This window comes from Enterobacter cloacae complex sp. EB5 (assembly GCF_031432835.1).
In the GTDB taxonomy this organism is placed as follows: Bacteria; Pseudomonadota; Gammaproteobacteria; order Enterobacterales; family Enterobacteriaceae; genus Enterobacter; species Enterobacter hormaechei_C.
Window position 1 is genome coordinate 850,008 of record NZ_CP133860.1, and the last position, 22,762, is coordinate 872,769.

At 58.1% G+C, this 22,762-nt stretch carries 22 protein-coding genes and 1 pseudogene; 16 read left to right on the top strand and 7 right to left on the bottom strand.

The features are described from left to right. Positions 1-28: 28 nt before the first annotated feature. Complete coding sequence (malI, locus tag RHN82_RS04150) at positions 29-1,045, top strand: Mal regulon transcriptional regulator MalI (RefSeq protein ID WP_023296051.1); 1,017 nt, start codon at positions 29-31, stop codon at positions 1,043-1,045. A 73-nt stretch (positions 1,046-1,118) separates the two neighbouring features. Continuing rightward, positions 1,119-1,645: pseudogene (locus tag RHN82_RS04155) on the top strand (metal-dependent hydrolase). Positions 1,646-1,734: 89 nt separating this feature from the next. On the opposite strand, the gene cysS reads toward RHN82_RS04155, so the two are convergent. After that, positions 1,735-3,120, bottom strand: coding sequence for a cysteine--tRNA ligase (gene cysS, locus RHN82_RS04160; RefSeq protein WP_047051100.1), 1,386 nt, complete (start codon positions 3,118-3,120; stop codon positions 1,735-1,737). A gap of 175 nt (positions 3,121-3,295) precedes the next feature. Between cysS and ppiB the strand changes: the two genes are divergently transcribed. The 5 genes from ppiB (at position 3,296) to mnmH (ending at position 7,364) form a co-directional block, all read left to right on the top strand. After that, positions 3,296-3,790: a peptidylprolyl isomerase B gene (gene ppiB / locus RHN82_RS04165; RefSeq protein WP_000256009.1), complete on the top strand. Its 495-nt coding sequence runs from the start codon at positions 3,296-3,298 to the stop codon at positions 3,788-3,790. A 3-nt stretch (positions 3,791-3,793) separates the two neighbouring features. Continuing rightward, positions 3,794-4,516: a UDP-2,3-diacylglucosamine diphosphatase gene (gene lpxH, locus RHN82_RS04170; protein WP_047051101.1), complete on the top strand. Its 723-nt coding sequence runs from the start codon at positions 3,794-3,796 to the stop codon at positions 4,514-4,516. 119 nt (positions 4,517-4,635) lie between these two features. After that, positions 4,636-5,145 carry a 5-(carboxyamino)imidazole ribonucleotide mutase gene (gene purE / locus RHN82_RS04175; protein ID WP_003858921.1) on the top strand — a complete coding sequence of 170 codons (510 nt, stop codon included), beginning with the start codon at positions 4,636-4,638 and terminating at the stop codon, positions 5,143-5,145. Further along, complete coding sequence (purK, locus tag RHN82_RS04180) at positions 5,142-6,209, top strand: 5-(carboxyamino)imidazole ribonucleotide synthase (RefSeq protein WP_003858922.1); 1,068 nt, start codon at positions 5,142-5,144, stop codon at positions 6,207-6,209. The genes purE and purK overlap by 4 nt, the downstream gene beginning before the upstream one ends. Before the next feature lie 84 nt (positions 6,210-6,293). Further along, positions 6,294-7,364: a tRNA 2-selenouridine(34) synthase MnmH gene (mnmH, locus tag RHN82_RS04185; RefSeq protein WP_047051102.1), complete on the top strand. Its 1,071-nt coding sequence runs from the start codon at positions 6,294-6,296 to the stop codon at positions 7,362-7,364. An 87-nt stretch (positions 7,365-7,451) separates the two neighbouring features. Here the strand turns inward: mnmH and RHN82_RS04190 are convergent, their stop codons facing one another. The 3 genes from RHN82_RS04190 to ybbA form a co-directional block, all read right to left on the bottom strand. Continuing rightward, entirely contained in the window at positions 7,452-8,597 is a 1,146-nt protein-coding gene (locus RHN82_RS04190; protein WP_047051103.1) for a porin, read from the bottom strand. A 182-nt stretch (positions 8,598-8,779) separates the two neighbouring features. After that, positions 8,780-11,194, bottom strand: coding sequence for a putative ABC transporter permease subunit YbbP (gene ybbP, locus RHN82_RS04195; RefSeq protein WP_047051104.1), 2,415 nt, complete (start codon positions 11,192-11,194; stop codon positions 8,780-8,782). After that, positions 11,191-11,877, bottom strand: a complete 687-nt coding sequence (gene ybbA, locus RHN82_RS04200; protein ID WP_047051186.1) for a putative ABC transporter ATP-binding protein YbbA — start codon at positions 11,875-11,877, stop codon at positions 11,191-11,193. Before ybbA ends, ybbP begins: the two co-directional genes overlap by 4 nt. On the opposite strand from ybbA, the gene tesA reads away from it, so the two are divergent. Genes tesA through RHN82_RS04215 form a run of 3 tightly spaced genes read left to right on the top strand, consistent with a single transcriptional unit; the run spans position 11,848 to position 14,183 of the window. Continuing rightward, positions 11,848-12,480, top strand: coding sequence for a multifunctional acyl-CoA thioesterase I/protease I/lysophospholipase L1 (gene tesA, locus RHN82_RS04205; RefSeq protein WP_003858933.1), 633 nt, complete (start codon positions 11,848-11,850; stop codon positions 12,478-12,480). The two genes, ybbA and tesA, sit on opposite strands and share 30 nt — an antisense overlap. Next, entirely contained in the window at positions 12,461-13,270 is an 810-nt protein-coding gene (locus RHN82_RS04210) for an SDR family oxidoreductase (RefSeq protein WP_006809829.1), read from the top strand. The genes tesA and RHN82_RS04210 overlap by 20 nt, the downstream gene beginning before the upstream one ends. A 58-nt stretch (positions 13,271-13,328) precedes the next feature. Beyond that, a complete protein-coding gene (locus tag RHN82_RS04215; RefSeq protein ID WP_045327640.1) occupies positions 13,329-14,183 on the top strand; it encodes a co-chaperone YbbN in 855 nt (284 codons plus the stop codon). Positions 14,184-14,234: 51 nt separating this feature from the next. Here the strand turns inward: RHN82_RS04215 and fetB are convergent, their stop codons facing one another. Both fetB and fetA read right to left on the bottom strand, forming a co-directional pair. Then, positions 14,235-15,017, bottom strand: a complete 783-nt coding sequence (gene fetB, locus RHN82_RS04220) for an iron efflux ABC transporter permease subunit FetB (RefSeq protein ID WP_047051105.1) — start codon at positions 15,015-15,017, stop codon at positions 14,235-14,237. Continuing rightward, on the bottom strand, positions 15,010-15,681 hold the full coding sequence (fetA, locus tag RHN82_RS04225; protein WP_047051106.1) for an iron efflux ABC transporter ATP-binding subunit FetA: 672 nt from the start codon (positions 15,679-15,681) through the stop codon (positions 15,010-15,012). Before fetA ends, fetB begins: the two co-directional genes overlap by 8 nt. Before the next feature lie 142 nt (positions 15,682-15,823). On the opposite strand from fetA, the gene RHN82_RS04230 reads away from it, so the two are divergent. From RHN82_RS04230 to RHN82_RS04240, 3 genes are all read left to right on the top strand, one after another. Next, positions 15,824-16,678, top strand: a complete 855-nt coding sequence (locus tag RHN82_RS04230; RefSeq protein ID WP_047051107.1) for a hypothetical protein — start codon at positions 15,824-15,826, stop codon at positions 16,676-16,678. Positions 16,679-16,832: 154 nt separating this feature from the next. Further along, a complete protein-coding gene (locus tag RHN82_RS04235) occupies positions 16,833-17,747 on the top strand; it encodes an SPFH domain-containing protein (protein WP_003858941.1) in 915 nt (304 codons plus the stop codon). Then, positions 17,744-18,196: an NfeD family protein gene (locus RHN82_RS04240; protein ID WP_047051108.1), complete on the top strand. Its 453-nt coding sequence runs from the start codon at positions 17,744-17,746 to the stop codon at positions 18,194-18,196. The genes RHN82_RS04235 and RHN82_RS04240 overlap by 4 nt, the downstream gene beginning before the upstream one ends. Here the strand turns inward: RHN82_RS04240 and cueR are convergent. Then, complete coding sequence (gene cueR / locus RHN82_RS04245; protein ID WP_017383222.1) at positions 18,193-18,603, bottom strand: Cu(I)-responsive transcriptional regulator; 411 nt, start codon at positions 18,601-18,603, stop codon at positions 18,193-18,195. The two genes, RHN82_RS04240 and cueR, sit on opposite strands and share 4 nt — an antisense overlap. A gap of 108 nt (positions 18,604-18,711) precedes the next feature. Between cueR and copA the strand changes: the two genes are divergently transcribed. The 3 genes from copA to ybaK all read left to right on the top strand — a co-directional run bounded on the left by copA (position 18,712) and on the right by ybaK (position 22,733). After that, positions 18,712-21,210, top strand: a complete 2,499-nt coding sequence (gene copA / locus RHN82_RS04250) for a copper-exporting P-type ATPase CopA (RefSeq protein ID WP_045896233.1) — start codon at positions 18,712-18,714, stop codon at positions 21,208-21,210. Between the two features lie 50 nt (positions 21,211-21,260). Then, positions 21,261-22,055, top strand: a complete 795-nt coding sequence (locus tag RHN82_RS04255) for a TraB/GumN family protein (protein ID WP_045327637.1) — start codon at positions 21,261-21,263, stop codon at positions 22,053-22,055. Positions 22,056-22,253: 198 nt separating this feature from the next. Continuing rightward, positions 22,254-22,733: a Cys-tRNA(Pro)/Cys-tRNA(Cys) deacylase YbaK gene (ybaK, locus tag RHN82_RS04260; protein ID WP_006809837.1), complete on the top strand. Its 480-nt coding sequence runs from the start codon at positions 22,254-22,256 to the stop codon at positions 22,731-22,733. The last annotated feature ends 29 nt before the right edge of the window (positions 22,734-22,762 follow it).

The following is a 22,762-nucleotide window of genomic DNA, read 5'->3' on the forward strand; positions in this document are numbered from 1 at the left end:
GATAATCGCGAAATTTCAGGGAGCGGTTTTGAAGAAAGTCAGCATTATTGATGTCGCAAAGCATGCGGGCGTGTCGGTTTCTACCGTTTCGCTGGTGCTGCGCCAGAAAGGGAAGATCTCAGAGGCGACGATCGGGAAGGTCAATGCCGCCATCACAACGCTGGGCTATGTTCATAACGTCGCCGCTGCCAACCTTCGCGCCAACACCTCCAACTTAATCGGCCTGATCCTGCGCGACTTCAGCGACAGCTTTTCCATCAAGGTGATGGCGAGCATCGTTCAGGAGCTGGAGAAGCAGGGTTATATGGTTTTTCTCGGTCAGCCGCTGAACGACGGCGAACATCTTGAGCGTACCCTGCTCTCGTTTAAGCAGCAGGGCGTGGCGGGCGTCATCTACCTGGCGTCGGACACCCGCGCCGCCTCTCTCCCGGAACACATTCGCCACTGCCCGCTGCCGCTTGTGGCGGTTTCGCAGTCATTGCTGGAAGAGAAATGCAACCTGGTGATGCGCGATAACCGCCAGGCGGCGAACCTGGCCGCGCGTTATCTTATCGAGCGCGGGCACCGCAACATCGCCTACATTGGCGGGCGCGACGGGTGCCGTATCCGCGAGCAGCGCCTGCTCGGTTTTCGCAGCGCGATGACGCAGAACGGCCTGGTCTGGCGTGAGGAATATTCTCCCGCCTGCACCGATGACACGCAGGCGGCGGCCATGGCGACTCGTCAGCTGCTGGAGAAGAACAACACGATTACCGCCCTGCTCTGCCATTCACCGGACGCGATGATCGGTTCGATCTCCGGTATTCACCAGGTGGGGCGCACGGTGGGTAAAGACGTGTTTTTAACCCAGCAGGTGGCGCTGATCGGTTTTGAAGATATGCTCCACGTTAATCTCACGTCGCCGTCGCTGACTTACGTTTCGTCTGCCAGCGAAGAGACCGGCCGCCAGGCGGCAGGGCTGATGATCCGCAGGCTGAAAGAGCCGGATCTGCAAACGCAGCGCATTACCCTCTCCGGGCAGCTTATCGCGCGGGAATCGGCGTAAAATCAGAATTTAGCACAGGTTTGCTGCGGCGGATCTGCTGCTATATTCCCATGATTTGCCATGGATAAATGCAATGCCTACCGTTATCACCCACGCTGCCGTACCTCTGTGTTGGGCTTAGGACTCGGAACTAAAGTCATCCCACCCCGCCTGCTGTTTGCCGGGATCGTCCTCGCCATGCTGCCCGATGCCGACGTACTGGCGTTTCAATTCGGTGTCGCCTACGGGAATATTTTCGGCCATCGCGGTTTCACTCATTCGCTACTGTTTGCCCTGGTGGTGCCGATACTCTGCGTGCTGGCAGGCCGACGATGGTTCAGGGCCAGCCTGACGCGCTGCTGGCTGTTTTTAACCGTGTCATTGCTGTCGCACAGCCTGCTGGATTCGATCACCACCGGCGGGAAAGGCGTCGGCTGGCTGTGGCCCTGGTCAGATGAGCGCTTCTTTGCGCCGTGGCAAGTGATCAAGGTCGCGCCGTTTGCGCTGTCACGCTATACCACGCCGTACGGGCATGAGGTCATTATCTCGGAACTGCTGTGGGTGTGGCTGCCGGGGATGGTGCTGATGGGGTTGCTGTGGTGGCGAAAACGTGCGCGCTGATGCCCTCACCCCGGCCCTCTCCCACGGGGAGAGGGAGAAAACCTAACAATTCCCTCTCCCTGCGGGAGAGGGTTAGGGTGAGGGGAAAATTACTTACGACGCCAGGTCGTTCCCTGCGGGCCATCTTCCAGAATAATGCCCATCTCGGTCAGACGGTTACGCGCCGCATCCGCCGCCGCCCAGTCTTTCGCCTGACGCGCTTCGAAACGCGCTTTGATCAGTGCTTCAATTTCCGCTACTTCTCCGTCGTCCGCCTGCGCGCCGCTTTGCAGGAACACGTCCGGCTCCTGCTCCAGCAGGCCGAGCACGGAAGAGAGCTTACGCAGGTGAGATGCCAGCGCATTGGCCGCCGCCATATCTTCTGACTTCAGGCGGTTCACCTCACGCGCCATGTCGAACAGCACGGAGTAGGCTTCCGGGGTGTTGAAGTCGTCGTTCATCACCTCAACGAAGCGGGCTTCGAACGCCTCGCCGCCTGCGGCCGGAACAGACTTGTCGGTGCCGCGCAGTGCGGTATACAGACGCTCCAGCGCAGCGCGCGCCTGCTTCAGGTTCTCTTCGCTGTAGTTCAGCTGGCTGCGATAGTGGCCAGACATCAGGAAGTAGCGCACGGTTTCCGCGTCGTAATACTTCAGCACGTCGCGCACGGTGAAGAAGTTACCCAGCGATTTCGACATCTTCTCGCGGTCAACCATTACCATCCCGGAGTGCATCCAGTAGTTCACGTACTCGCCGCCGTGAGCACAGGTGGACTGCGCGATTTCGTTTTCGTGGTGCGGGAACATCAGATCCGAACCGCCGCCGTGGATGTCGAAATGGTTGCCCAGCTGTTTGCAGTTCATCGCGGAACATTCAATGTGCCAGCCCGGACGCCCTTCGCCCCACGGGGATGGCCAGCTCGGTTCGCCCGCTTTGGACATCTTCCACAGCACGAAGTCCATCGGATTACGCTTCACGTCCACCACGTCCACGCGCGCACCGGCCTGGAGCTGGTCCAGATCCTGGCGGGAAAGTGCACCGTAGGTTGGGTCCGTCGGCACCGAGAACATCACGTCGCCGTTGTCCGCCACATAGGCGTGACCGCGCTCGATCAGCTTTTGGGTGATATCAATGATTTCATGGATATGGTGGGTCGCACGCGGCTCGCTGTCCGGGCGCAGAATATTTAAGGCATCAAAATCCTTGTGCATTTCGGCGATCATGCGATCCACCAGCGCGACAAAGCTTTCGCCATTTTCATTAGCACGTTTAATGATTTTGTCGTCAATGTCGGTGATGTTGCGCACGTACTTCAGGTTGTAGCCCAGGAAGCGCAGGTAGCGAGACACCACGTCAAACGCGACAAAGGTACGGCCATGGCCGATATGACAGAGATCGTAAACCGTAATACCACACACGTACATGCCGACTTCCCCGGCATGGATAGGTTTAAATTCCTCTTTTTGGCGCGTCATTGTATTAAAGATTTTTAACATCGAAGATTCCATGTAAACACGTGTGTGGATTGTTTGTTCCTTATAATACCCATAATTCGGAGTACGGTCAGCACACAATGCAAGGTGATCGTGTCCTGTGGTTATGCTATAACAAGCCCCTATATGTGACCCGAGCACGGGTCGACGCACCACAATAACGGAACAGGATGCAAAAATGGTTACTTTCCACACTAATCATGGCGATATCGTAATCAAAACCTTTGATGACAAAGCGCCTGAAACAGTTAAAAACTTCCTGGACTACTGCCGCGAAGGTTTCTACAACAACACTATTTTCCACCGTGTGATCAACGGCTTTATGATCCAGGGCGGCGGTTTCGAGCCTGGCATGCGCCAGAAAGAGACGAAAGAAGCGATCAAAAACGAAGCGAACAACGGCCTGAAAAACACCCGTGGTACGCTGGCAATGGCCCGTACTCAGGCGCCACACTCTGCGACCGCACAGTTCTTCATCAACGTAGCGGACAACGACTTCCTGAACTTCTCTGGCGAAAGTCTGCAAGGCTGGGGCTACTGCGTATTCGCAGAAGTGGTTGAAGGGATGGACGTGGTCGACAAGATCAAAGCCGTTTCTACTGGCCGCAGCGGTATGCACCAGGACGTTCCTAAAGAAGACGTTGTGATCACAAGCGTGACCGTCAGCGAGTAATTCGTGGCGACACTCTTTATTGCGGATCTGCATCTGCAAACAGAAGAACCGGCGATAACCGCCGGTTTTCTGCGTTTTTTACGCGGTGAAGCGAAAAACGCCGACGCGCTGTACATTCTGGGCGACCTGTTTGAGGCCTGGATAGGCGATGACGATCCGAACCCGCTGCACCGTGAGATGGCGGCGGCCATTAAAGCACTGGTGGATTCCGGCGTCCCCTGCTATTTCATTCACGGCAACCGTGATTTCCTGATCGGCCAGCGCTACGCCCGCGAGAGCGGTATGACGCTGCTGCCGGAAGAGCAGGTGCTCAACCTCTATGGCCGCAATATTCTGATCATGCACGGCGACACGCTCTGCACTGACGATACCGGCTACCTGGCGTTTCGCGCCAAAGTTCACACCCCGTGGATCCAGAAAGTGTTCCTCGCCCTGCCGCTGTTTATCCGCAACCGCATCGCCGCCAGAATGCGCGCGGGCAGCAAGGCCGCCAACAGCAGCAAATCGATGACCATCATGGACGTCAATCCGCAGGCGGTGGTGAACGTGATGGAGAAGCATCGCGTTCAGTGGCTGATCCACGGCCATACCCATCGTCCCGATGTACATTCCCTTATCGCCAACGGCGAGCCCGCCCATCGCGTGGTTTTAGGCGCCTGGCACAGCGAAGGATCGATGGTCAAAGTCACGCCGGAAGGTGTTGAACTGATCGCCTTCCCGTTTTAACGCCTCCCCGTCTTTTCGCCCATTTACCGACCACGCAACCGTTTTCCTTGCCCGTATAACATGCTATTCTCTGTGCCCTCGAAAGCAGTGTGTTCCGCACCACAGGAGTTTTAAGACGCATGTCTTCCCGCAATAATCCGGCGCGTGTCGCCATCGTGATGGGGTCCAAAAGCGACTGGGCTACCATGCAATTCGCCGCCGAAATCTTTGAAATCCTGAATGTTCCGCACCACGTCGAAGTGGTTTCCGCGCACCGTACGCCGGATAAACTGTTCAGCTTCGCCGAAAGCGCCGAAGAGAACGGTTACGAGGTGATCATTGCCGGTGCGGGCGGCGCAGCACATCTGCCGGGCATGATTGCCGCCAAAACGCTGGTGCCGGTACTGGGTGTTCCCGTGCAGAGCGCCGCGTTAAGCGGGGTGGATAGCCTTTACTCTATCGTCCAGATGCCGCGCGGTATTCCAGTCGGTACGCTGGCGATTGGTAAAGCGGGTGCGGCAAATGCCGCCCTGCTGGCCGCGCAGATCCTGGCGACGCATGATAAAGAGTTACATCAGCGTCTGGCGGAGTGGCGTAAAGCCCAGACCGACGAGGTGCTGGATAACCCGGATCCGCGGGGTGCAGCATGAAGCAGGTTTGCGTTCTTGGTAATGGTCAGCTTGGCCGGATGCTGCGTCAGGCCGGTGAGCCGCTGGGTATTGCCGTCTGGCCCGTCGGGCTGGATGCCGAGCCGGAAGCCGTGCCGTTCCATCAGAGCGTGATCACCGCCGAAATTGAACGCTGGCCGGAAACCGCCCTGACCCGCGAGCTGGCGCGCCATAACGCCTTTGTGAACCGCGACGTCTTCCCGATCATTGCCGACCGTCTCACGCAAAAACAGCTTTTCGACAAGCTCGGCCTCGCGACCGCGCCGTGGCAGCTGCTTTCCGATAAGCGCGAGTGGGATGACGTGTTTGCGATGCTGGGAGACCTGGCGATTGTGAAGCGTCGCGTCGGCGGCTACGACGGTCGCGGGCAGTGGCGCCTGCGCGCGAACGACACCGCCGAGCTGCCGGACGACTGCTACGGCGAGTGTATCGTTGAGCAGGGCATTAACTTTAGCGGTGAAGTATCGCTGGTTGGCGCGCGCGGGCATGACGGGCACACCGTTTTTTACCCGCTGACGCATAACCTGCATCAGGACGGCATCCTGCGCACCAGCGTCGCCTTCCCGCAGGCCAATGCTGACCAGCAGGCGCAGGCGGAAGAGATGCTCTCTGCCATCATGCATGAGCTGGGCTATGTGGGTGTGATGGCGATGGAGTGTTTCGTCACGCCGTCGGGTCTGCTGATCAACGAACTTGCGCCGCGCGTGCACAACAGCGGCCACTGGACGCAAAACGGTGCCTCCATCAGCCAGTTCGAGCTGCACCTGCGCGCCATCACCGATCTGCCGCTGCCGCAGCCGGTGGTGACCAGCCCGTCGGTGATGATCAACCTGATCGGCACCGATCTGAACTACAACTGGCTGAAGCTGCCGCTGGTGCACCTGCACTGGTACGACAAAGAGGTGCGTCCGGGACGTAAGGTCGGCCACCTGAACCTGAACGATACCGACACGGACCGCCTGAGCGCCACGCTGGAAGCGATTGTTCCCCTGCTGCCGCCAGAATACGCGAGCGGCATTGTCTGGGCGCAGTCAAAACTGAAGTAAGTATCCCACGCCGGGGAGTTGACCTTCCCCTTCCCCGGCGTACAATCCCCGCCCATTGCTGCTCAGTTTTCTTCTGGAATCACCATGAACGATGGAACGGACTATCGCGCGATCCTCGCGTCCGATACCCCTTTAATCGACGTTCGCGCGCCGATCGAATTTGCCCAGGGTGCGATGCCCGCCGCACTCAACCTGCCCTTAATGAACGACGACGAGCGTGCCGCCGTCGGCACCTGCTATAAACGCCAGGGTCCGGACGCCGCGCTGGCGCTCGGCCATAGCCTGGTCAACGGCGAAACGCGAGAGGCGCGCATCAACGCCTGGCGGGAAGCCTGCCTGGTCCATCCTGAGGGCTACCTTTGCTGCGCGCGCGGTGGCCAGCGCTCGCATATCTCACAGGCCTGGCTGAAAGAGGCGGGAATCGATTATCCGCTGATCCGCGGCGGCTATAAGGCCCTGCGTCAGACGGCGATTCAGGTGACCATTGAGCAGTCACAAAAGCCGATGGTGCTTATTGGCGGCTGTACCGGTAACGGTAAAACGCTGCTGGTGAAGCAGCATGCGCAGGGCATCGATCTGGAAGGGCTGGCGCACCATCGCGGCTCGTCGTTTGGCCGCACGCTCACCCCGCAGCTTTCTCAGGCGAGCTTCGAGAATCACCTTGCGGTTGAGCTATTGAAAAAAGACGCCGCGCGCTGGGTGCTTGAAGACGAGGGCCGGATGATTGGCTCCAACCACCTGCCGGAGTGTCTGCGCGACCGCATGGCTGAAGCGCCTGTCGTGGTGGTCGAAGATCCGTTTGAGATCCGTCTTGAACGCCTGCGCGAAGAGTATTTCGACCACATGTGGGCCGACTTTTCTTCCGCCTACGGTGAAGAGGCGGGCTGGAAAGCGTACAGCGAATATCTGCATCACGGCCTGTACGCCATTCGTCGCCGTCTGGGGCTACAGCGTTTTGCGGAATTTACCGCCCTGTTAGATTCCGCGCTGCTGGAACAACAACGCTCTGGAAGCACTGACGCGCACTTCAGCTGGCTTGTGCCGCTGCTGAAGGACTATTACGACCCGATGTACGGCTATCAGCTGGAGAAAAAGGCGGAGAAAATTGTGTATCGCGGGACGTTCGCAGAAATTGCTGAGTGGCTTGATCGCTGAAAAAAGCCGGGTGGCGGCTACGCCTTACCCGGCCTACGCGTGCTTTTGTAGCCCCGGTAAGCGCAGCGCCACCGGGGAACAAACCACTTAGAAGTCGTAACGCAGACGCACCAGGTTCATATCGCCCAGGTTGTCGGTGCTGGAGGTGAACACGTGTTCGTAATCCACGCGGAAACCGTAATCCAGCTGGAAGCTGATACCCACGCCGTTGTCGATGCGCTGGTAGTTACGGCCATTCACGTACTCGATACGGTCGCCCATGAAGTACGGCTGGATGGATTTCACCGCATACTGACCAACCGGGAACTTGTAACCCGCAAAGTATTCAATACCCCATGCATCACCGGCGAAGTAGTCGTTAACGGACACTTTTTTGGTGGTCAGGAAGTTCTGATACCAGCCGCCGCCTGCGGAGAAGGTCCAGTTATCCGGCGTCCAGCTCAGGGCGGTACCAAGGATGTTCTGGTCGTAGGATTTGCTGTCGCCGTTGTCCGGGTTACGCATGTCCGCGCGGGTGTAGTTCCACGCTGCGCCCCAGGTCAGATCGGTGGTCAGGTGATAATCGATACCCAGAGAACCGCCGCCTTTACGCTTGTAGCGCAGGCCGTTGCCCGGCAGGTATTCGCTGTCTTCAAACAGGTAAGAGGCGTAGATGTCAGCATCGCCCACGGTTTTCTTGTACTTCAGCATCTGGCGTGAACGGTAAGAGCCGTCGTAGTCGCCATTGATCCCGTTACCTGGCGCCTGACCAATCATGTCGTAGGCCCAGATGTCGGTTTTTGCGCCCACCACGTCATAGTACACGCTGTTCTGCTGGCCGAAGGTCAGCGTACCCCAGGTGTCGCTCTTCAGACCGGTGTAGAGCATACGACGAGAGGTGTCGTGCGCGCCGTCGGCGTAGTGATGATCCCAGTTGAACTGCGCCGGAATGTTCACACCCAGCTCGTAGTAGCTGATCCAGCTGATGTCATCGAACAGGTAGTAATCCGCAGCGAAACGGAAGCGGGTGCCGCCGTCAAAGCCGTTGCGCTTGTAGCTGTTTTTGCCGTCATCACCGGTCATATTCTGGAACTGAGGACGGATGCTGCCGCCAACGGTAAAGTTCAGGCGGCTCAGCGGGTTACCCGCCTGCGGATCCTGTTTCAGAAGGGTGATTTCCGCCTGAGATGCGAATGAAGCCAATGCCACTGCTGCGCCGATCGTTGTCGCCAGCGCTGTTTTTCTTATAGTCATTCTTTTTCCTTGATAGACACGCTGCTAAATATTTAGCTGGTGAATATTAACCGGAAAAATTCGGGCTGTGTGGGCGGGTTTTTAATGTTTTGTGCTACTAAATGCAGGGACATTAACGATTTGTGCCGTTAAGCGATGACGCATCAGCAGAAATGCCGGTGCGTCATCATCACATCAGTAAACTAGCTGACAAACTGGCGGAATAGCGCTTTACCTTTCAACAGCCGGGTTCCGAGCCAGCCGCCGCACAGGGACAGCAGCACGGCGCCGCAGACGGGCAGCGTGAGCCACAGCCGCCAGTCGGGCTCCCACGGGAAGTCGAAGACCTTGCTCTGGAGTACCGCCAGCGCGGTTTCCGCCCCGATGGCCGCCACCAGTCCCGCCACCAGACCGAGCAGGGCAAATTCGCTCCACAGCGTGGCGCGCAGCAGCCGTTTACTGGCTCCCAGCGTGCGGTAGACCACCAGCTCCTGATGACGCTGACGCATGCCCACCTGCACCTGCGCCAGCAGCAACAGCACGCCGCAGACGGTCACCAGCACTACCATCACCTCCAGCGCGCGGCTCACCTGCTCCAGCACCTGCCCGACCTGTTTGAGGATCGCGCCGATATCCAGCAGGCTCACGGTCGGAAATTCCCGGTTAAGCTGCGTCAGCATGCCGTTGCCGTTTTCCCAGCGGAAGCTGGTGAGCCAGCTCTGCGGCTGTCCGTCCAGCGCACCCGGCGGGAAGATGAAGAAGAAGTTTGGCCGCAGGCTTTCCCAGTCCACTTTACGCAGGCTGGTGACTTTGGCGGTGAAGTCCTGGGTATCACCGGTGAAGGTCACGCTGTCGCCGAGCTTCACGTTCAGGCGTGTCGCCAGCCCCTCCTCCATCGACACTTCCCCCGCTTTCGGCGGCCAGGTGCCGGCAACGATCGGGTTATGGTCCGGACGTTTCGCCTGCCAGGTCAGGTTGAGTTCGCGATTGAGCGATTCATCCTTATTTCCCTCCGTCGACTGGCCGTTGATCTGCGTCAGGCGGGCGCGCACGATCGGATAGAACGATTCCGGAACAATGTGATGCTCAGACAGGAAACCCTTCAGCGGCGTCACCTGTTCGGGAGCAATGTTGATCAGGAAATAGTTCGGGCTTTCCGGCGGAAGCTGCTGCTGCCAGCGATCCAGCAGATCCCCGCGCAGCACCAGCAGAAGCGCCAGCAGCATAAACGACAGCGAAAATGCCGAGAGCTGGCTGAGGGTAGACCACGGCTGGTGCAGCAGTCGGTTAACCGCTAACCGTATGGGGAGTGATTTAACTGTCAGCTTTCTCAGGACATTAAGCAGTATCCAGCCCACTACGCCGCACAGCAGCGCCAGCACCACCGCGCCCGCCAGCACCGCCCACAGCAGCGTACTGCCGCCCATCAGCCAGGCCAACAGCCCGACCGCCACCGCAATAATCACCGGCAGGTAGAACTTCAGCGGCCAGACACTGGCCACCACATCGCGGCGCAGCACGCGCAGCGGCTGGGTGGCGAGCAGCAGCCGGTACGGGCGTAACCCCACCAGCAGGGAGATCGTCGTCATCGCGCCGATTGCCCACAGCCACGGCCAGAGGCTGGCAGGCGGTAATGCGGCGGGCAGTACCGGTTTGAGCAGCACCATCAGCAACTTTTCAAACAGCAACCCTATCGCCCCGCCGGTCAGAGCCGACAACGCCAGCACCATCAGCCACTGGCCGACAATCAGCTTGCGCAGCTGCGCGCGGCCCGCGCCGAGGGTTTTGAGGATCGCCACCAGATCGTAACGGCTGCGACAGTAGTGCCCCATCGCCACGGCAACCGCCGCAATGGCAAGCAGCAGGGTTAACAGCGCCGACAGCAGCAGGAACTGCTGGGAACGTTCGAGGGATTTGCCGAGCGCCCCGTCATCCTGCTCCAGCCCGTACCAGCGGTGTTCCGGCTTGAGCTGCGGCAGGAGCCATTTTTCGTACGCCTCCAGCTGCGCAGGCGTCCCGCCAAACTTATACCGCCAGGTGACACGGCTTCCCGGCTGGACGGCGTTGGTTTTCGCCACATCAGCGGTGTTCATCAGCAGGCGCGGCGCAAGCTGGAACGGATTAAATCCAGAGTCGGGCTCCTGCACCACTTCCCCGGCAATTTTGAGTGTCGCGTCGCCGACGTCGATACTGTCGCCGGGTTTCAGGTTCAGCAGCGCCATCAGTCGCGATGCCAGCAGGACCGTACCGGCCGTCGGTTTTAGCCCCGGCGGGCTGGTTTGTAAGTCACCGTACATCGGGTAGATGTCATCCACGGCTTTTACGCTGGCAAGCTGCGGCGTGTCGCCCGCAAAGGTCATGGTCTGAAAGGTGATCTGCTCCCCTACCTTCAGCCCCTCTTTGCGCGCTTCCTCAATCCAGCCCGGCGGCACGGGGCGAGAACTTTGCAGAGCCCGGTCCCCGGCCATAAATTCCCGACTCTGCTGGCTAAGCCCTTTCTCCATACGATCGCTGACGCTGCCGAGCGCCAGCACGCAGGCCACCGCCAGGCTCAACGCCAGCCAGACAATAAGCAGCGAGGGCGAGCGCCACTCGCGCCAGAACCAGCGGGCAATCATGCTTCCTCCTGAAGAATACCGTTCACCAGCCGCAGGCGGCGGTCGCAGCGGGCGGCCAGCTGCGGATCGTGGGTAACCAGAATCAGCGTGGTGCCGTGCTCGCGGTTGAGGGAAAACAGCAGATCGGCAATTTTGTCCCCGGTTTTACGGTCGAGATTACCCGTTGGCTCATCGGCAAACAGCACTTCCGGGCGCCCGTTAAACGCCCGGGCCAGCGCCACGCGCTGCTGCTCACCGCCGGAAAGCTGTGCCGGAAGGTGGTCGAGACGTTTTCCCAGCCCCAGCTGTTCCAACAACGCCCTGGCGTGATCGCGGCTTTCACGGGTATTGTCACCGCGCAGCAGGCCGGGCAGCTCAACGTTTTCCAGCGCGTTCAGCGTCGGGATCAGCATGAATGACTGAAAGACAAACCCGATATGCCGGGCACGCAGCGCGGCGCGGGCCTCTTCATCAAGCGCGTGGAGGGGCTGGCCGACCAGATTCACTTCCCCACTGCTGCCATCATCCAGACCGGCGAGAATGGCCAGCAGCGTGGACTTACCGGAACCGGATTCACCAATCAGGGCGATGGTTTCGGCACGTTTGACAACGAGTTCAACTCCGGTGAGGATGGAAAGCTCGTGTTCTCCCTGACCGACGGACTTCTTAAGACAATGAACTTCAACAATGTTTTCCGCTGGCATTTGCCCTTCCTGTTTTTGATGCTGATGACCTTCCGCGCGGCGGCTGCGGACACGTTATTGATTCTGGGCGACAGCCTGAGCGCGGGCTATCGTATGGCCGCCAGTGCGGCCTGGCCCGCCCTGCTCAATGATAAATGGCAGTCCCGGGCGTCTGTCGTGAACGGCAGCATCAGCGGCGATACGTCGCAGCAAGGCTTATCGCGCCTGCCTGCCCTGCTTAAGCAGCATCAACCGCGTTGGGTGCTGGTTGAACTGGGCGGTAATGATGGTTTGCGCGGCTTCCAGCCTCAGCAAACGGAGCAAACGCTGCGGACCATTTTGCAGACCATTAAGGCCGCCAATGCCCAGCCGCTGCTGATGCAAATTCGCCTGCCCGCCAACTACGGCCGTCGGTATAATGAGGCGTTTAGTGCGATCTATCCTAAGCTTGCCAAAGAGTTTGATATTCCGCTGCTGCCATTTTTCATGGAAGAGGTCTATCTGAAACCCCAGTGGATGCAGGATGATGGCATTCACCCCAATCGCGATGCCCAGCCGTTCATTGCCGACTGGATGGCAACCCGGCTGGCTCCTTTAGTAAAACATGACTCGTCAAACAGCTGAGAACCTGACAGGTAAAGTTATGCAAAAATCGGTCTTAATAACAGGATGTTCCAGCGGAATTGGCCTTGAAAGCGCCCTTGAACTGAAACGTCAGGGGTTTTGGGTGCTGGCAGCCTGCCGCAAACCCGAGGATGTCGAACGCATGCGTGGGCTGGGATTTACCGGCATTCTGCTGGATCTCGATTCGCCAGAGAGCGTGGAGCAGGCCGCCGATGAGGTTATCGCCCTGACCAACAACCGTCTTTACGGTCTGTTCAACAATGCGGGCTATGGCGTGTACGGCCCGCTACAGACTCTCTCACGGGAACAGCTGGAGCAGCAGTTCTCCGCTAACTTTTTCGGGGCGCATCAGCTTACCATGCGCCTTCTCCCGGCCATGCTGCCGCACGGCGAAGGGCGCATCGTGATGACCTCCTCGGTTATGGGCCTGATCTCCACGCCGGGCCGCGGGGCTTACGCCGCCAGTAAATATGCGCTTGAAGCCTGGTCCGATGCGTTGCGCATGGAACTGCGCCACAGCGGTATTAAGGTCAGCCTGATTGAACCGGGCCCGATCCGCACCCGCTTTACGGAAAACGTTAACCAGACGCAGGCGGACAAACCGGTCGAAAATCCCGGTATCGCGGCGCGTTTTACGCTTGGGCCAGAAGCCGTCGTTGCCAAAGTGCGCCACGCGTTTGAGAGCGATACCCCTAAAATGCGCTATCCGGTCACGCTGGTGACCCATGCCGTCGGCTGGTTGAAACGCCTGCTGCCGGGGCGGATGATGGACAAAATTTTGCAGGGTTGAGTTGAAGCGACCACGCTTACCCCCATGTAAAGAGTAAACCGATAAAAGAGAATGCCGCATGTCCGTACAGAATATCGTCAACATAACTGAAGCTAACCTGCAACAGACGCTCGAACAGTCAATGACTAAACCGGTGCTGTTCTACTTCTGGTCTGAACGCAGCCAACACTGCCTGCAACTGACGCCGGTCCTGGAAAGCCTTGCCGCGCAGTACAACGGTCAGTTCATTCTGGCGAAGCTGGATTGTGACGCCGAACCAATGGTGGCTTCCCAGTTTGGCCTGCGCGCGATCCCCACCGTCTACCTGTTCCAGAACGGTCAGCCGGTGGATGGCTTCCAGGGGCCGCAGCCAGAAGAGGCGATCCGCGCCCTGCTGGATAAAGTCCTGCCGCGCGAAGAAGAGCTGAAAGCGCAGGAAGCCATGGCGCTGATGCAGGAAGGCAAGTACGACGAGGCGCTGCCGCTGTTAAAAGACGCGTGGCAACTGTCGAACCAGAACAGCCAGATTGGTCTGCTGCTGGCAGAGACCCAGATTGCGCTGCACCGCCCTGAAGACGCGGAAGCCGTGCTGAAAACGGTGCCGATGCAGGATCAGGATACCCGTTATCAGGGTCTGGTGGCGCAGATTGACCTGCTGAAACAGGCGGCCGATACCCCTGAAATTCAGCAGCTTCAGCAGCAGGTTGCAGACAACCCGGAAGATGCCGCGCTGGCAAGCCAGCTGGCGCTTCAGCTTCACCAGGTGGGGCGTAACGAAGAGGCGCTGGAGCTGCTGTTTAGCCATCTTCAGAAGGACCTGGGCGCCGCAGACGGTCAGGCGCGGAAGATGTTCCAGGAGATCCTGGCCGCGCTGGGTACCGGTGACGCGCTGGCGTCGAAGTATCGTCGTCAGCTGTACGCGTTGCTCTACTAGCAAAAAAATGCCCGGTGGCGCTAACGCTGTCCGGGCCTACAAAAACCGGTATTACCCCGTCTTTTTCAAGGGCGTCACCACCAGCTGGTGGCGCGCGTTGTAAAACTTCCGATAGGTCAGGTAGCAGGCAATGATGGTGGACAGGCTCGCCGTTGAGAGCAGCATAAACGTCACCATAATCTGGTACTTAATCGCTTTTACCGGATCGATACCGGCAAAAATCAGCCCCGACATCATACCCGGCAGGCTAACCAGACCCACCGTTTTAGCGGAATCCACCGTTGGGATCAGTGAAGAGCGAATGCTGTCGCGGATCAACCTCGCCGAGGCCACCTTCGGCGTCGCGCCCAGGCTTAGCTTCTCCTGAAGCTGCTGCTGTTCACTGCTGAACCGTTGCCCCAGATTGTTGTAGCACAACCCGACCGCCACCATCGCATTGCCCGCAATCATCCCGGAAATAGGGATCACCTGCATCGGCGTAAATTCTATCGAGCCGGAAAGCACCAGCACCGCCAGCGTTAATGCGGTCCCGGTAGTGATGGCGATAAACGACGAGATGAACGCTTTATCGATGTATTTACTGCGTTTCTGCGCGTTCCATGCCGCGTTAAAGCAGATAAACAGCACCATCAACAGGGTCAGCACGGCATGATTGACGTTGAAGATGTATTTCAGCACATAGCCGACGATGATGAGCTGAATGACCGCGCGGGCGATACTCCAAAGAATATCTTTTTCCAGCCCCAGCTTTTCCCGGTAGCTGACCACAATCGCCACCAGCACCAGGACCATCGACAGCGCCAGCGATTCGTTGGTTATGTTATGTTCACCCACGGTGAGCCTCCTGCATTTTCCCGCCCTGCGGCCTGAGCGTGATGACCTCATCCGCATGGGTAATTTCATTTGAATCATGCGTCACCCACAGCACGGCAATATTCTGCTCCCGGGCGTAGCGGTGGATAATGTCATTGACGTTGCGCTTGTTAGCGTCATCCAGCGCGCTGGTGATTTCGTCCAGCAACAGCGCCTTCGGCAGGAATTGCAGGTTACGGATCAGCGAGACGCGCTGCTTTTCCCCGCCCGACAATTCGGCGATCGATTTGGTCAGCGTCTCCGGCGAAAGCCCGAACCGGGTCAGATCGTCGGTAAACTTTTTCGGATCAGGCGTTTGGTTGCGGATGTGCCAGGGGAAAACCAGGTTGTCGTATACCGTGTCGCCAAACAGGGACGGCGTTTGCACGCAGTATGACACCTGCTGGCGATAGCTTTCCGGTGAAAGCGTGGCGATATCTTTTCCTGCATACAGGATGGTTCCCTCCGTTGGGCTCAGTAGCGAAGCCACGATTTTGAGGAGGGTGCTTTTGCCGCAGCCGGAGGGGCCGGTTATCAGTTTAAATTCGCCCGGAGAGAGACAAAAATCGACGTGCTGAAGGATGGTGTTATCACCCACACGAAAGCCAACATCCCTGATATCCAGAAGATTTTTTTTATTATTCATTCCGATTCCGTTAACCGCTGTGATAAGAACAGCCTTTAGCATAATCCTTTCCGCTACGCAGCGCGAATAGCCTTAACCTATAGCAAGTGTTAAACTTTTTGCCTGTTTATTGTCACCTCTATCACTACAGGAAGTCAGCAACATGACACATATCTTTTATGAGTTCTCTTCCCTGAAGCCTGGTGTTCCTGATGTGGAAACATTAATGGAAGTCATCAATTCTTCTGAACTCACGCGTTTTGTCATGGGTGCAGAGGTGGTCGATTTTGTTAAGAAGGCGCTCATCGTTAACACCACAATCGGTAGCTTTAAAAACTGCTATTTTGCTTTCGATGATGGAGCTTACTTTCTCGAGTTTGACGGCAAGGGTAAATCCAGACGCTTTACTGAGGTGCCGGACTGGTTCGTTTCCCCTGCGGAATTTGCCCGCTCGCAATGGCTGATTAACCATGATCTGGCCGATGTGAAGGCGACGGCGTTTATCGACGTGCTGATGTCCTACCCGCTTAAAGAGCGCCGGGCGCACTGCAATCTGCTGTTTGGTCTGGATCTGCATAAGGTCAATGTGGTTCCGGCGCCTACAGCCCCTGCCGGAAAAATGGGCAATAAAAACGGAAAAACCACCAAGCCTCGCGTTACGGATCTCGGCTCTTTTGAGCTTTTTACCGCGTTCTTTGCGCGTATGAAAACCGCCGTCAATGCTAATGAATTCCCTACCCTACAGGTGCTGACCGGCCAGGAGGATCTTACAAAAGCGCCGCACAGCTTAAAGCAAGGGATCAGAACCTGGTTTAAGGCGATTACCGGCGATCTGCCGCCGAACAACAAACGTGTCGGGGCGGGCAATGCGGTATTGTTCTGCGCTCCCGTTCGCGAGCAGATCCAGCAGATAGAGGCCATCGGCCTGGAAAAATACTACCAGGGCTTATCAAAAGCCATCGCTGACGCCGGGGATGGGTTTATCACCGACTTCAGCTATACCTGGTCTGAAGAGTAACGTTTTGCGCCCCGCATTTCGAACGGGGCGTTTTATTTCTGCCAGTCCGGTTCCCACCTCTTTACAGGGGCGAAATCCTCTTCGTTAGCCGATATACTTACGTTCAACAAATACGCAGTTTTCCTCGTTACGGCATGCAAAACAGGAGGTTTTAATGCTCATCGTTGTTCCTGTCCTTATTTTCGTTGCGCTGGTTATCGTGGGCGCAGGCGTCAAAATTGTCCCGCAGGGTTACCAGTGGACCGTTGAACGCTTCGGCCGCTATACCAATACCCTTCAGCCGGGTTTAAGCCTGATCGTCCCGTTCATGGACAGAATTGGGCGTAAGATCAATATGATGGAGCAGGTGCTGGATATCCCTTCCCAGGAAGTCATCTCCAAGGATAACGCCAACGTCACCATCGATGCGGTGTGCTTTATTCAGGTGATTGATGCGCCGAAAGCGGCCTATGAGGTGAGCAACCTGGAGCTGGCGATCGTCAACCTGACGATGACCAACATCCGTACCGTGCTGGGCTCAATGGAGCTGGACGAAATGCTCTCCCAGCGCGACAGCATTAATACCCGCCTGCTGCACATTGTGGATGAAGCCACCAATCCGTGGGGGATCAAAGTGACACGCATTGAGATCCGCGACGTGCGTCCACCGGCAGAGCTGATTGCTTCCATGAACGCGCAGATGAAGGCCGAGCGTACCAAGCGTGCCTATATTCTTGAAGCCGAAGGGGTGCGTCAGGCCGAGATCCTGAAAGCGGAAGGGGAAAAACAGTCGCAGATCCTGAAAGCCGAGGGCGATCGTCAGTCTGCCTTCCTCCAGGCGGAAGCGCGTGAACGTTCGGCAGAAGCGGAAGCCCGCGCGACGCAAATGGTTTCCGAGGCGATTGCCGCCGGGGATATTCAGGCCGTGAACTACTTCGTCGCACAAAAATATACCGATGCGCTGAAGGAGATCGGCTCCGCGAACAACAGCAAGGTGGTGATGATGCCGCTGGATGCCAGCAGCCTGATGGGATCCATCGCCGGAATTGCCGAACTGATCAAAGACGGCGGAAACGAGCGTAAAAAATGATTGAGCTCATCGTTGCACATCCTCATGCATTCTGGCTCAGCCTTGGCGGACTGCTGCTGGCCGCCGAGATGCTTGGCGGCAACGGTTATCTGCTGTGGAGCGGGGTTGCCGCGGTGATTACCGGGCTGGTCGTCTGGCTACTGCCTGTCGGCTGGGAGTGGCAGGGTGCGCTGTTTGCCGTGCTGACGCTGGTGGCCGCCTGGCTGTGGTGGCGCTGGCTGAACAAACGGGTGAAGGCGCAGAAGCCGGTCGACGCGCATCTCAACCAGCGTGGGCAGCAGATCGTAGGTAAGCGTTTTACGCTTGATAACGCGCTAATCAACGGACGCGGTCATATGCGCGTGGGGGACAGTTCGTGGCCGGTAGTGGCCGACGATGACCTCAGCGCCGGCACACGGGTTGAGGTCATTGCGGTGGAAGGCATTACCCTGCGGGTTAAAGCCTGTTAGGCGTGGGTTTTACGGTGGCAGCAGCCGGAAAGATTGTCGATAATCGGGCACTCGGCGCTGTCATCTCCCGGGCAGGATTCTGCCAGCTGTAACAGTTGCTCACGCATCGCCTGTAATTCGATGATATGGCGTTCGATCTCTGCCACTTTTTCCAGCGTACGTTTTTTCACGTCGGCACTGTGGCGTTTCGGATCGTTAAACAGGTTAACCAGCTCGCCACACTCTTCAAGGTTAAATCCTACCTGTCTTGCCTGGCGCAGTAACGTCAGTTCATCAAGATGCAGCTGCGTATAGCTGCGGTAGCCGTTCTCACTGCGCAACGGTGGCGTCACCAGCCCTTTTTCCTCATAAAAGCGAATCGCTTTGCTGGTTAAGCCGGTTTTTTTCGCAACATCGCTGATATTCACATTTCCCCCTTGACCTTCCCCTTGATGGAAGGTTTAACCTTCATAACAGTTAGCGAAAAGCAGAGTGAAGGTCAACAATTGACCAGAACATTATACGGGAGTTTTGTTATGTCTCACACTATTGACCTGACACTGGACGGCCTCTCCTGCGGCCACTGTGTCAAACGCGTTAAAGAAAGCCTGGAGCAGCGTCCTGACGTGGAAAGCGCTGAGGTGACTATCGATCATGCCGCCGTGACCGGCAGCGCCAGCGCCGACGCGCTGATTGATACCATTAAACAGGCCGGTTACGGGGCGGAGTTAAGCCACCCAAAGGCTAAACCGCTGGCAGAGTCATCATCCCCGTCGGAAGCACTGACAGCGGCCACTCCTGAGCTTCCGGCAGCTGATGACATTGATGACAGCCAACAGCTGCTGATCAACGGCATGAGCTGCGCCAGCTGCGTCTCCCGGGTACAAAACGCCTTACAGGCGGTACCGGGTGTCGCACAGGCACGGGTAAACCTGGCGGAGCGTACTGCGCTGGTGATGGGCAGCGCCTCCGCCGCAGAGTTAGTGCAGGCCGTGGAGAAAGCGGGCTACGGGGCGGAGGCCATCGAAGATGATGCCGAGCGCCGCGAGCGCCAGCAGGAAACGGCTGTCGCCACCATGAAGCGCTTCCGCTGGCAGGCGATTGTCGCCCTGCTGGTCGGTATTCCGGTGATGGTGTGGGGTATGATGGGTGACAACATGATGGTCACCGCTGACAACCGCACCCTGTGGCTGGTGATTGGTCTGATTACCCTTGCGGTAATGGTGTTTGCTGGCGGACATTTCTATACCAGCGCCTGGAAGAGCCTGAAAAACCGCACCGCGACGATGGACACGCTGGTCGCGCTCGGTACCGGCGCCGCATGGCTCTATTCGATGAGCGTGAACGTCTGGCCGCAGTGGTTCCCGATGGAGGCGCGACATCTCTATTATGAAGCGAGTGCGATGATTATCGGTCTGATTAACTTAGGCCATATGCTCGAAGCCCGCGCGCGTCAGCGCTCGTCGAAAGCGCTGGAAAGATTACTCGATTTAACCCCGCCGACGGCCCGCGTGGTCACGGACGACGGGGAAAAAAGCGTTCCGCTCTCAGAGGTACAGCCGGGAATGACGCTGCGCCTGACCACCGGCGACCGCGTGCCCGTGGACGGTGAAATCACCCAGGGCGATGCCTGGCTGGATGAAGCGATGCTGACCGGCGAGCCGATACCCCAGCAGAAATCTCAGGGCGATGCGGTGCATGCGGGTACGGTGGTACAGGACGGCAGCGTGCTGTTCCGCGCCAGCGCGGTCGGAAGCCATACCACGCTGTCACGCATCATTCGCATGGTCCGCCAGGCGCAGAGCAGTAAGCCTGAGATTGGTCAGCTTGCCGATAAAATCTCCGCCATTTTTGTGCCGGTGGTCGTCGGTATTGCCCTGCTGAGCGCGGCGATCTGGTATTTCTTCGGCCCGGCACCGCAGATTGTCTATACCCTGGTGATCGCCACCACGGTGTTGATCATCGCCTGCCCTTGCGCCCTTGGCCTGGCCACGCCGATGTCGATTATCTCTGGCGTCGGACGCGCCGCCGAATTTGGCGTACTGGTCCGTGATGCTGACGCCCTGCAACGGGCAAGCACGCTGGACACCCTTGTCTTTGATAAAACCGGCACGCTCACCGAGGGCAAACCGCAGGTGGTGGCCGTCAGTACCGTTGGCTGTACGGAGACGGATGCCCTGCGCCTTGCCGCCGCGCTGGAACAAGGTTCCAGTCACCCGCTGGCGCGCGCCATCCTGGAGAAAGCCGGTGATGCCCGTCTACCGCAGGTCAGCAACTTCCGTACCCTGCGCGGTTTAGGGGTCAGCGGTGAAGCCGAAGGCCATACGCTGCTGCTGGGTAACCAGGCACTGCTGACTGAACACGGCGTTGATACGTCCGCGCTGGACGCAGAGCTGAACGCGCAGGCCTCTCAGGGCGCAACGCCGGTTCTGCTGGCGAGGGATGGTCAGGTTGCGGCGCTGCTGGCCGTGCGTGATCCGTTACGCCAGGACAGCGTGGATGCCTTACAGCGCCTGCACCGCGCGGGCTATCGTCTGGTGATGTTAACCGGGGACAACCCGACCACCGCCAACGCCATTGCGAAAGAAGCCGGGATTGATGAGGTGATCGCGGGCGTGCTGCCGGACGGCAAAGCGGACGCCATCAAGAACCTGCAAAGTCAGGGTCGCCAGGTGGCGATGGTGGGCGACGGCATTAACGACGCCCCGGCGCTGGCGCAGGCTGACGTAGGCATTGCGATGGGCGGCGGGAGCGATGTCGCCATTGAAACCGCGGCGATCACCCTGATGCGCCACAGCCTGATGGGGGTGGCGGATGCGCTGGCGATTTCGAAAGCCACGTTGCGCAACATGAAGCAGAACCTGCTGGGGGCCTTCGTCTATAACTCGCTCGGCATTCCGATTGCCGCCGGGATCTTGTGGCCGCTGACCGGTACCCTGCTGAACCCGGTTGTTGCGGGTGCGGCGATGGCGCTCTCTTCAATTACCGTGGTGAGCAACGCTAACCGTCTGCTGCGGTTTAAACCGAAGGATTGAACCTTGTACCCGTACGCGCTAGCATGAACCTTTCCGGTCATGGAGCGCGTATGGGTCTGTTTAATCGTCTAAAAACATCGTTTCGCGCCCTTTTTCCCCGCCGTTATGCCTGGCCCGGTATGGATATTTCGCTTCCGGGCGGGCAGCATCTGCACCTGGTGGGAAGCATTCATATGGGCACGCAGGACATGTCCCCCCTGCCCTCCGGCCTGATTAAACTGCTGAAGCGCGCCGACGCGCTGATCGTCGAAGCCGACATCTCCGGCCATGAATCGCCGTTTGCCGGGCTGGAAAGCGATCGCCCCCTGGCCGAACGTCTTAACGAGACGCAGCTGGCTGAGCTTACCCGTCTTGCGGATGAGACCGGCGTTTCGCTCTCTATGCTCGACACCCTGCCCCTGTGGCAAATTGCCATGGTGCTACAGGCAACCCAGGCGCAGCGCCTGGGGCTGCGCGGCGATTACGGTATCGATTATCAACTGCTGAATGCGGCAAGGGCGCGCAATATGTCCGTCATTGAACTGGAAGGCACGGACAGCCAGATTGCGCTTCTTCGCCAGCTTCCCGATGACGGCCTGATACTGCTGGATGATACCCTGACCCACTGGCACACCAACGCGCGTCTGCTGCAAACGATGATTGGCTGGTGGCTGGATGCGCCGCCCGCAGACGGTAAGCTGGCGTTACCGTCGACGTTCAGTGAATCGTTGTATGATGTGCTGATGAACGCGCGCAACCAGGCGTGGCGGGAGACGCTATATGCCCTGCCTGCCGGTCGTTATGTTGTCGCGGTTGGCGCGTTGCATTTGTACGGAGAAGGGAATTTGCCGTCGCTGCTGAAATAAAAAAATGGCCAATATCTCTATTGGCCCGTCAAAGAGGAATTTCATCGTTTTTATTATACCGAAGTGACCTTCGGCTACGCCGATTGTCGCTCAAAGTAACCATCACTGCCAATACTATTGCGCAAGATGGTGCTATTTTTTAGACAAACGTCAGGCGTATGCTGCTGGCATGAATCGTCTGTCGTAAGAAGGATAGCCATGACTCCCGCCGTTAAATTACTCGAAAAAAACAAAATTTCTTTCCGGATCCACACCTACGATCACGATCCGAACGAAACCAACTTTGGTGATGAAGTGGTGCGCAAGCTGGGGCTGAACGCGGACCAGGTCTACAAAACGCTGCTGGTCGCGGTGAACGGCGATATGAAGCACCTCGCCGTGGCAGTGACGCCCGTCGCCGGACAGCTTGATCTGAAGAAAGTGGCCAAAGCGCTGGGAGCGAAAAAGGTCGATATGGCTGACCCGATGGTTGCGCAACGCACGACGGGTTATCTGGTCGGCGGGATCAGCCCGCTCGGCCAGAAAAAGCGTCTGCCCACGCTGATCGATGCGCCTTCGCAGGAATTTGAGACGATCTATATTTCTGGCGGCAAACGCGGGCTGGATATCGAACTGGCCGCAGGCGATCTGGCGAAAATGCTGGACGCGAAATTTGCGGATATTGCGCGCCGGGAGTAGACGAAAAAGCCGGGTGGCGGCTACGCCTT

Excerpts from the sequence above, each read along its gene's own strand:
- cysS (WP_047051100.1), bottom strand. The coding sequence starts at position 3,120 with ATGTTAAAAATCTTTAATACAATGACGCGCCAAAAAGAGGAATTTAAA.
- ppiB (WP_000256009.1), top strand. The coding sequence starts at position 3,296 with ATGGTTACTTTCCACACTAATCATGGCGATATCGTAATCAAAACCTTT.
- purE (WP_003858921.1), top strand. The coding sequence starts at position 4,636 with ATGTCTTCCCGCAATAATCCGGCGCGTGTCGCCATCGTGATGGGGTCC.
- purK (WP_003858922.1), top strand. The coding sequence starts at position 5,142 with ATGAAGCAGGTTTGCGTTCTTGGTAATGGTCAGCTTGGCCGGATGCTG.
- mnmH (WP_047051102.1), top strand. The coding sequence starts at position 6,294 with ATGAACGATGGAACGGACTATCGCGCGATCCTCGCGTCCGATACCCCT.
- RHN82_RS04190 (WP_047051103.1), bottom strand. The coding sequence starts at position 8,597 with ATGACTATAAGAAAAACAGCGCTGGCGACAACGATCGGCGCAGCAGTG.
- ybbP (WP_047051104.1), bottom strand. The coding sequence starts at position 11,194 with ATGATTGCCCGCTGGTTCTGGCGCGAGTGGCGCTCGCCCTCGCTGCTT.
- tesA (WP_003858933.1), top strand. The coding sequence starts at position 11,848 with ATGAACTTCAACAATGTTTTCCGCTGGCATTTGCCCTTCCTGTTTTTG.
- ybbA (WP_047051186.1), bottom strand. The coding sequence starts at position 11,877 with ATGCCAGCGGAAAACATTGTTGAAGTTCATTGTCTTAAGAAGTCCGTC.
- RHN82_RS04210 (WP_006809829.1), top strand. The coding sequence starts at position 12,461 with ATGACTCGTCAAACAGCTGAGAACCTGACAGGTAAAGTTATGCAAAAA.
- RHN82_RS04215 (WP_045327640.1), top strand. The coding sequence starts at position 13,329 with ATGTCCGTACAGAATATCGTCAACATAACTGAAGCTAACCTGCAACAG.
- fetA (WP_047051106.1), bottom strand. The coding sequence starts at position 15,681 with ATGAATAATAAAAAAAATCTTCTGGATATCAGGGATGTTGGCTTTCGT.
- RHN82_RS04230 (WP_047051107.1), top strand. The coding sequence starts at position 15,824 with ATGACACATATCTTTTATGAGTTCTCTTCCCTGAAGCCTGGTGTTCCT.
- RHN82_RS04235 (WP_003858941.1), top strand. The coding sequence starts at position 16,833 with ATGCTCATCGTTGTTCCTGTCCTTATTTTCGTTGCGCTGGTTATCGTG.
- RHN82_RS04240 (WP_047051108.1), top strand. The coding sequence starts at position 17,744 with ATGATTGAGCTCATCGTTGCACATCCTCATGCATTCTGGCTCAGCCTT.
- copA (WP_045896233.1), top strand. The coding sequence starts at position 18,712 with ATGTCTCACACTATTGACCTGACACTGGACGGCCTCTCCTGCGGCCAC.
- RHN82_RS04255 (WP_045327637.1), top strand. The coding sequence starts at position 21,261 with ATGGGTCTGTTTAATCGTCTAAAAACATCGTTTCGCGCCCTTTTTCCC.
- ybaK (WP_006809837.1), top strand. The coding sequence starts at position 22,254 with ATGACTCCCGCCGTTAAATTACTCGAAAAAAACAAAATTTCTTTCCGG.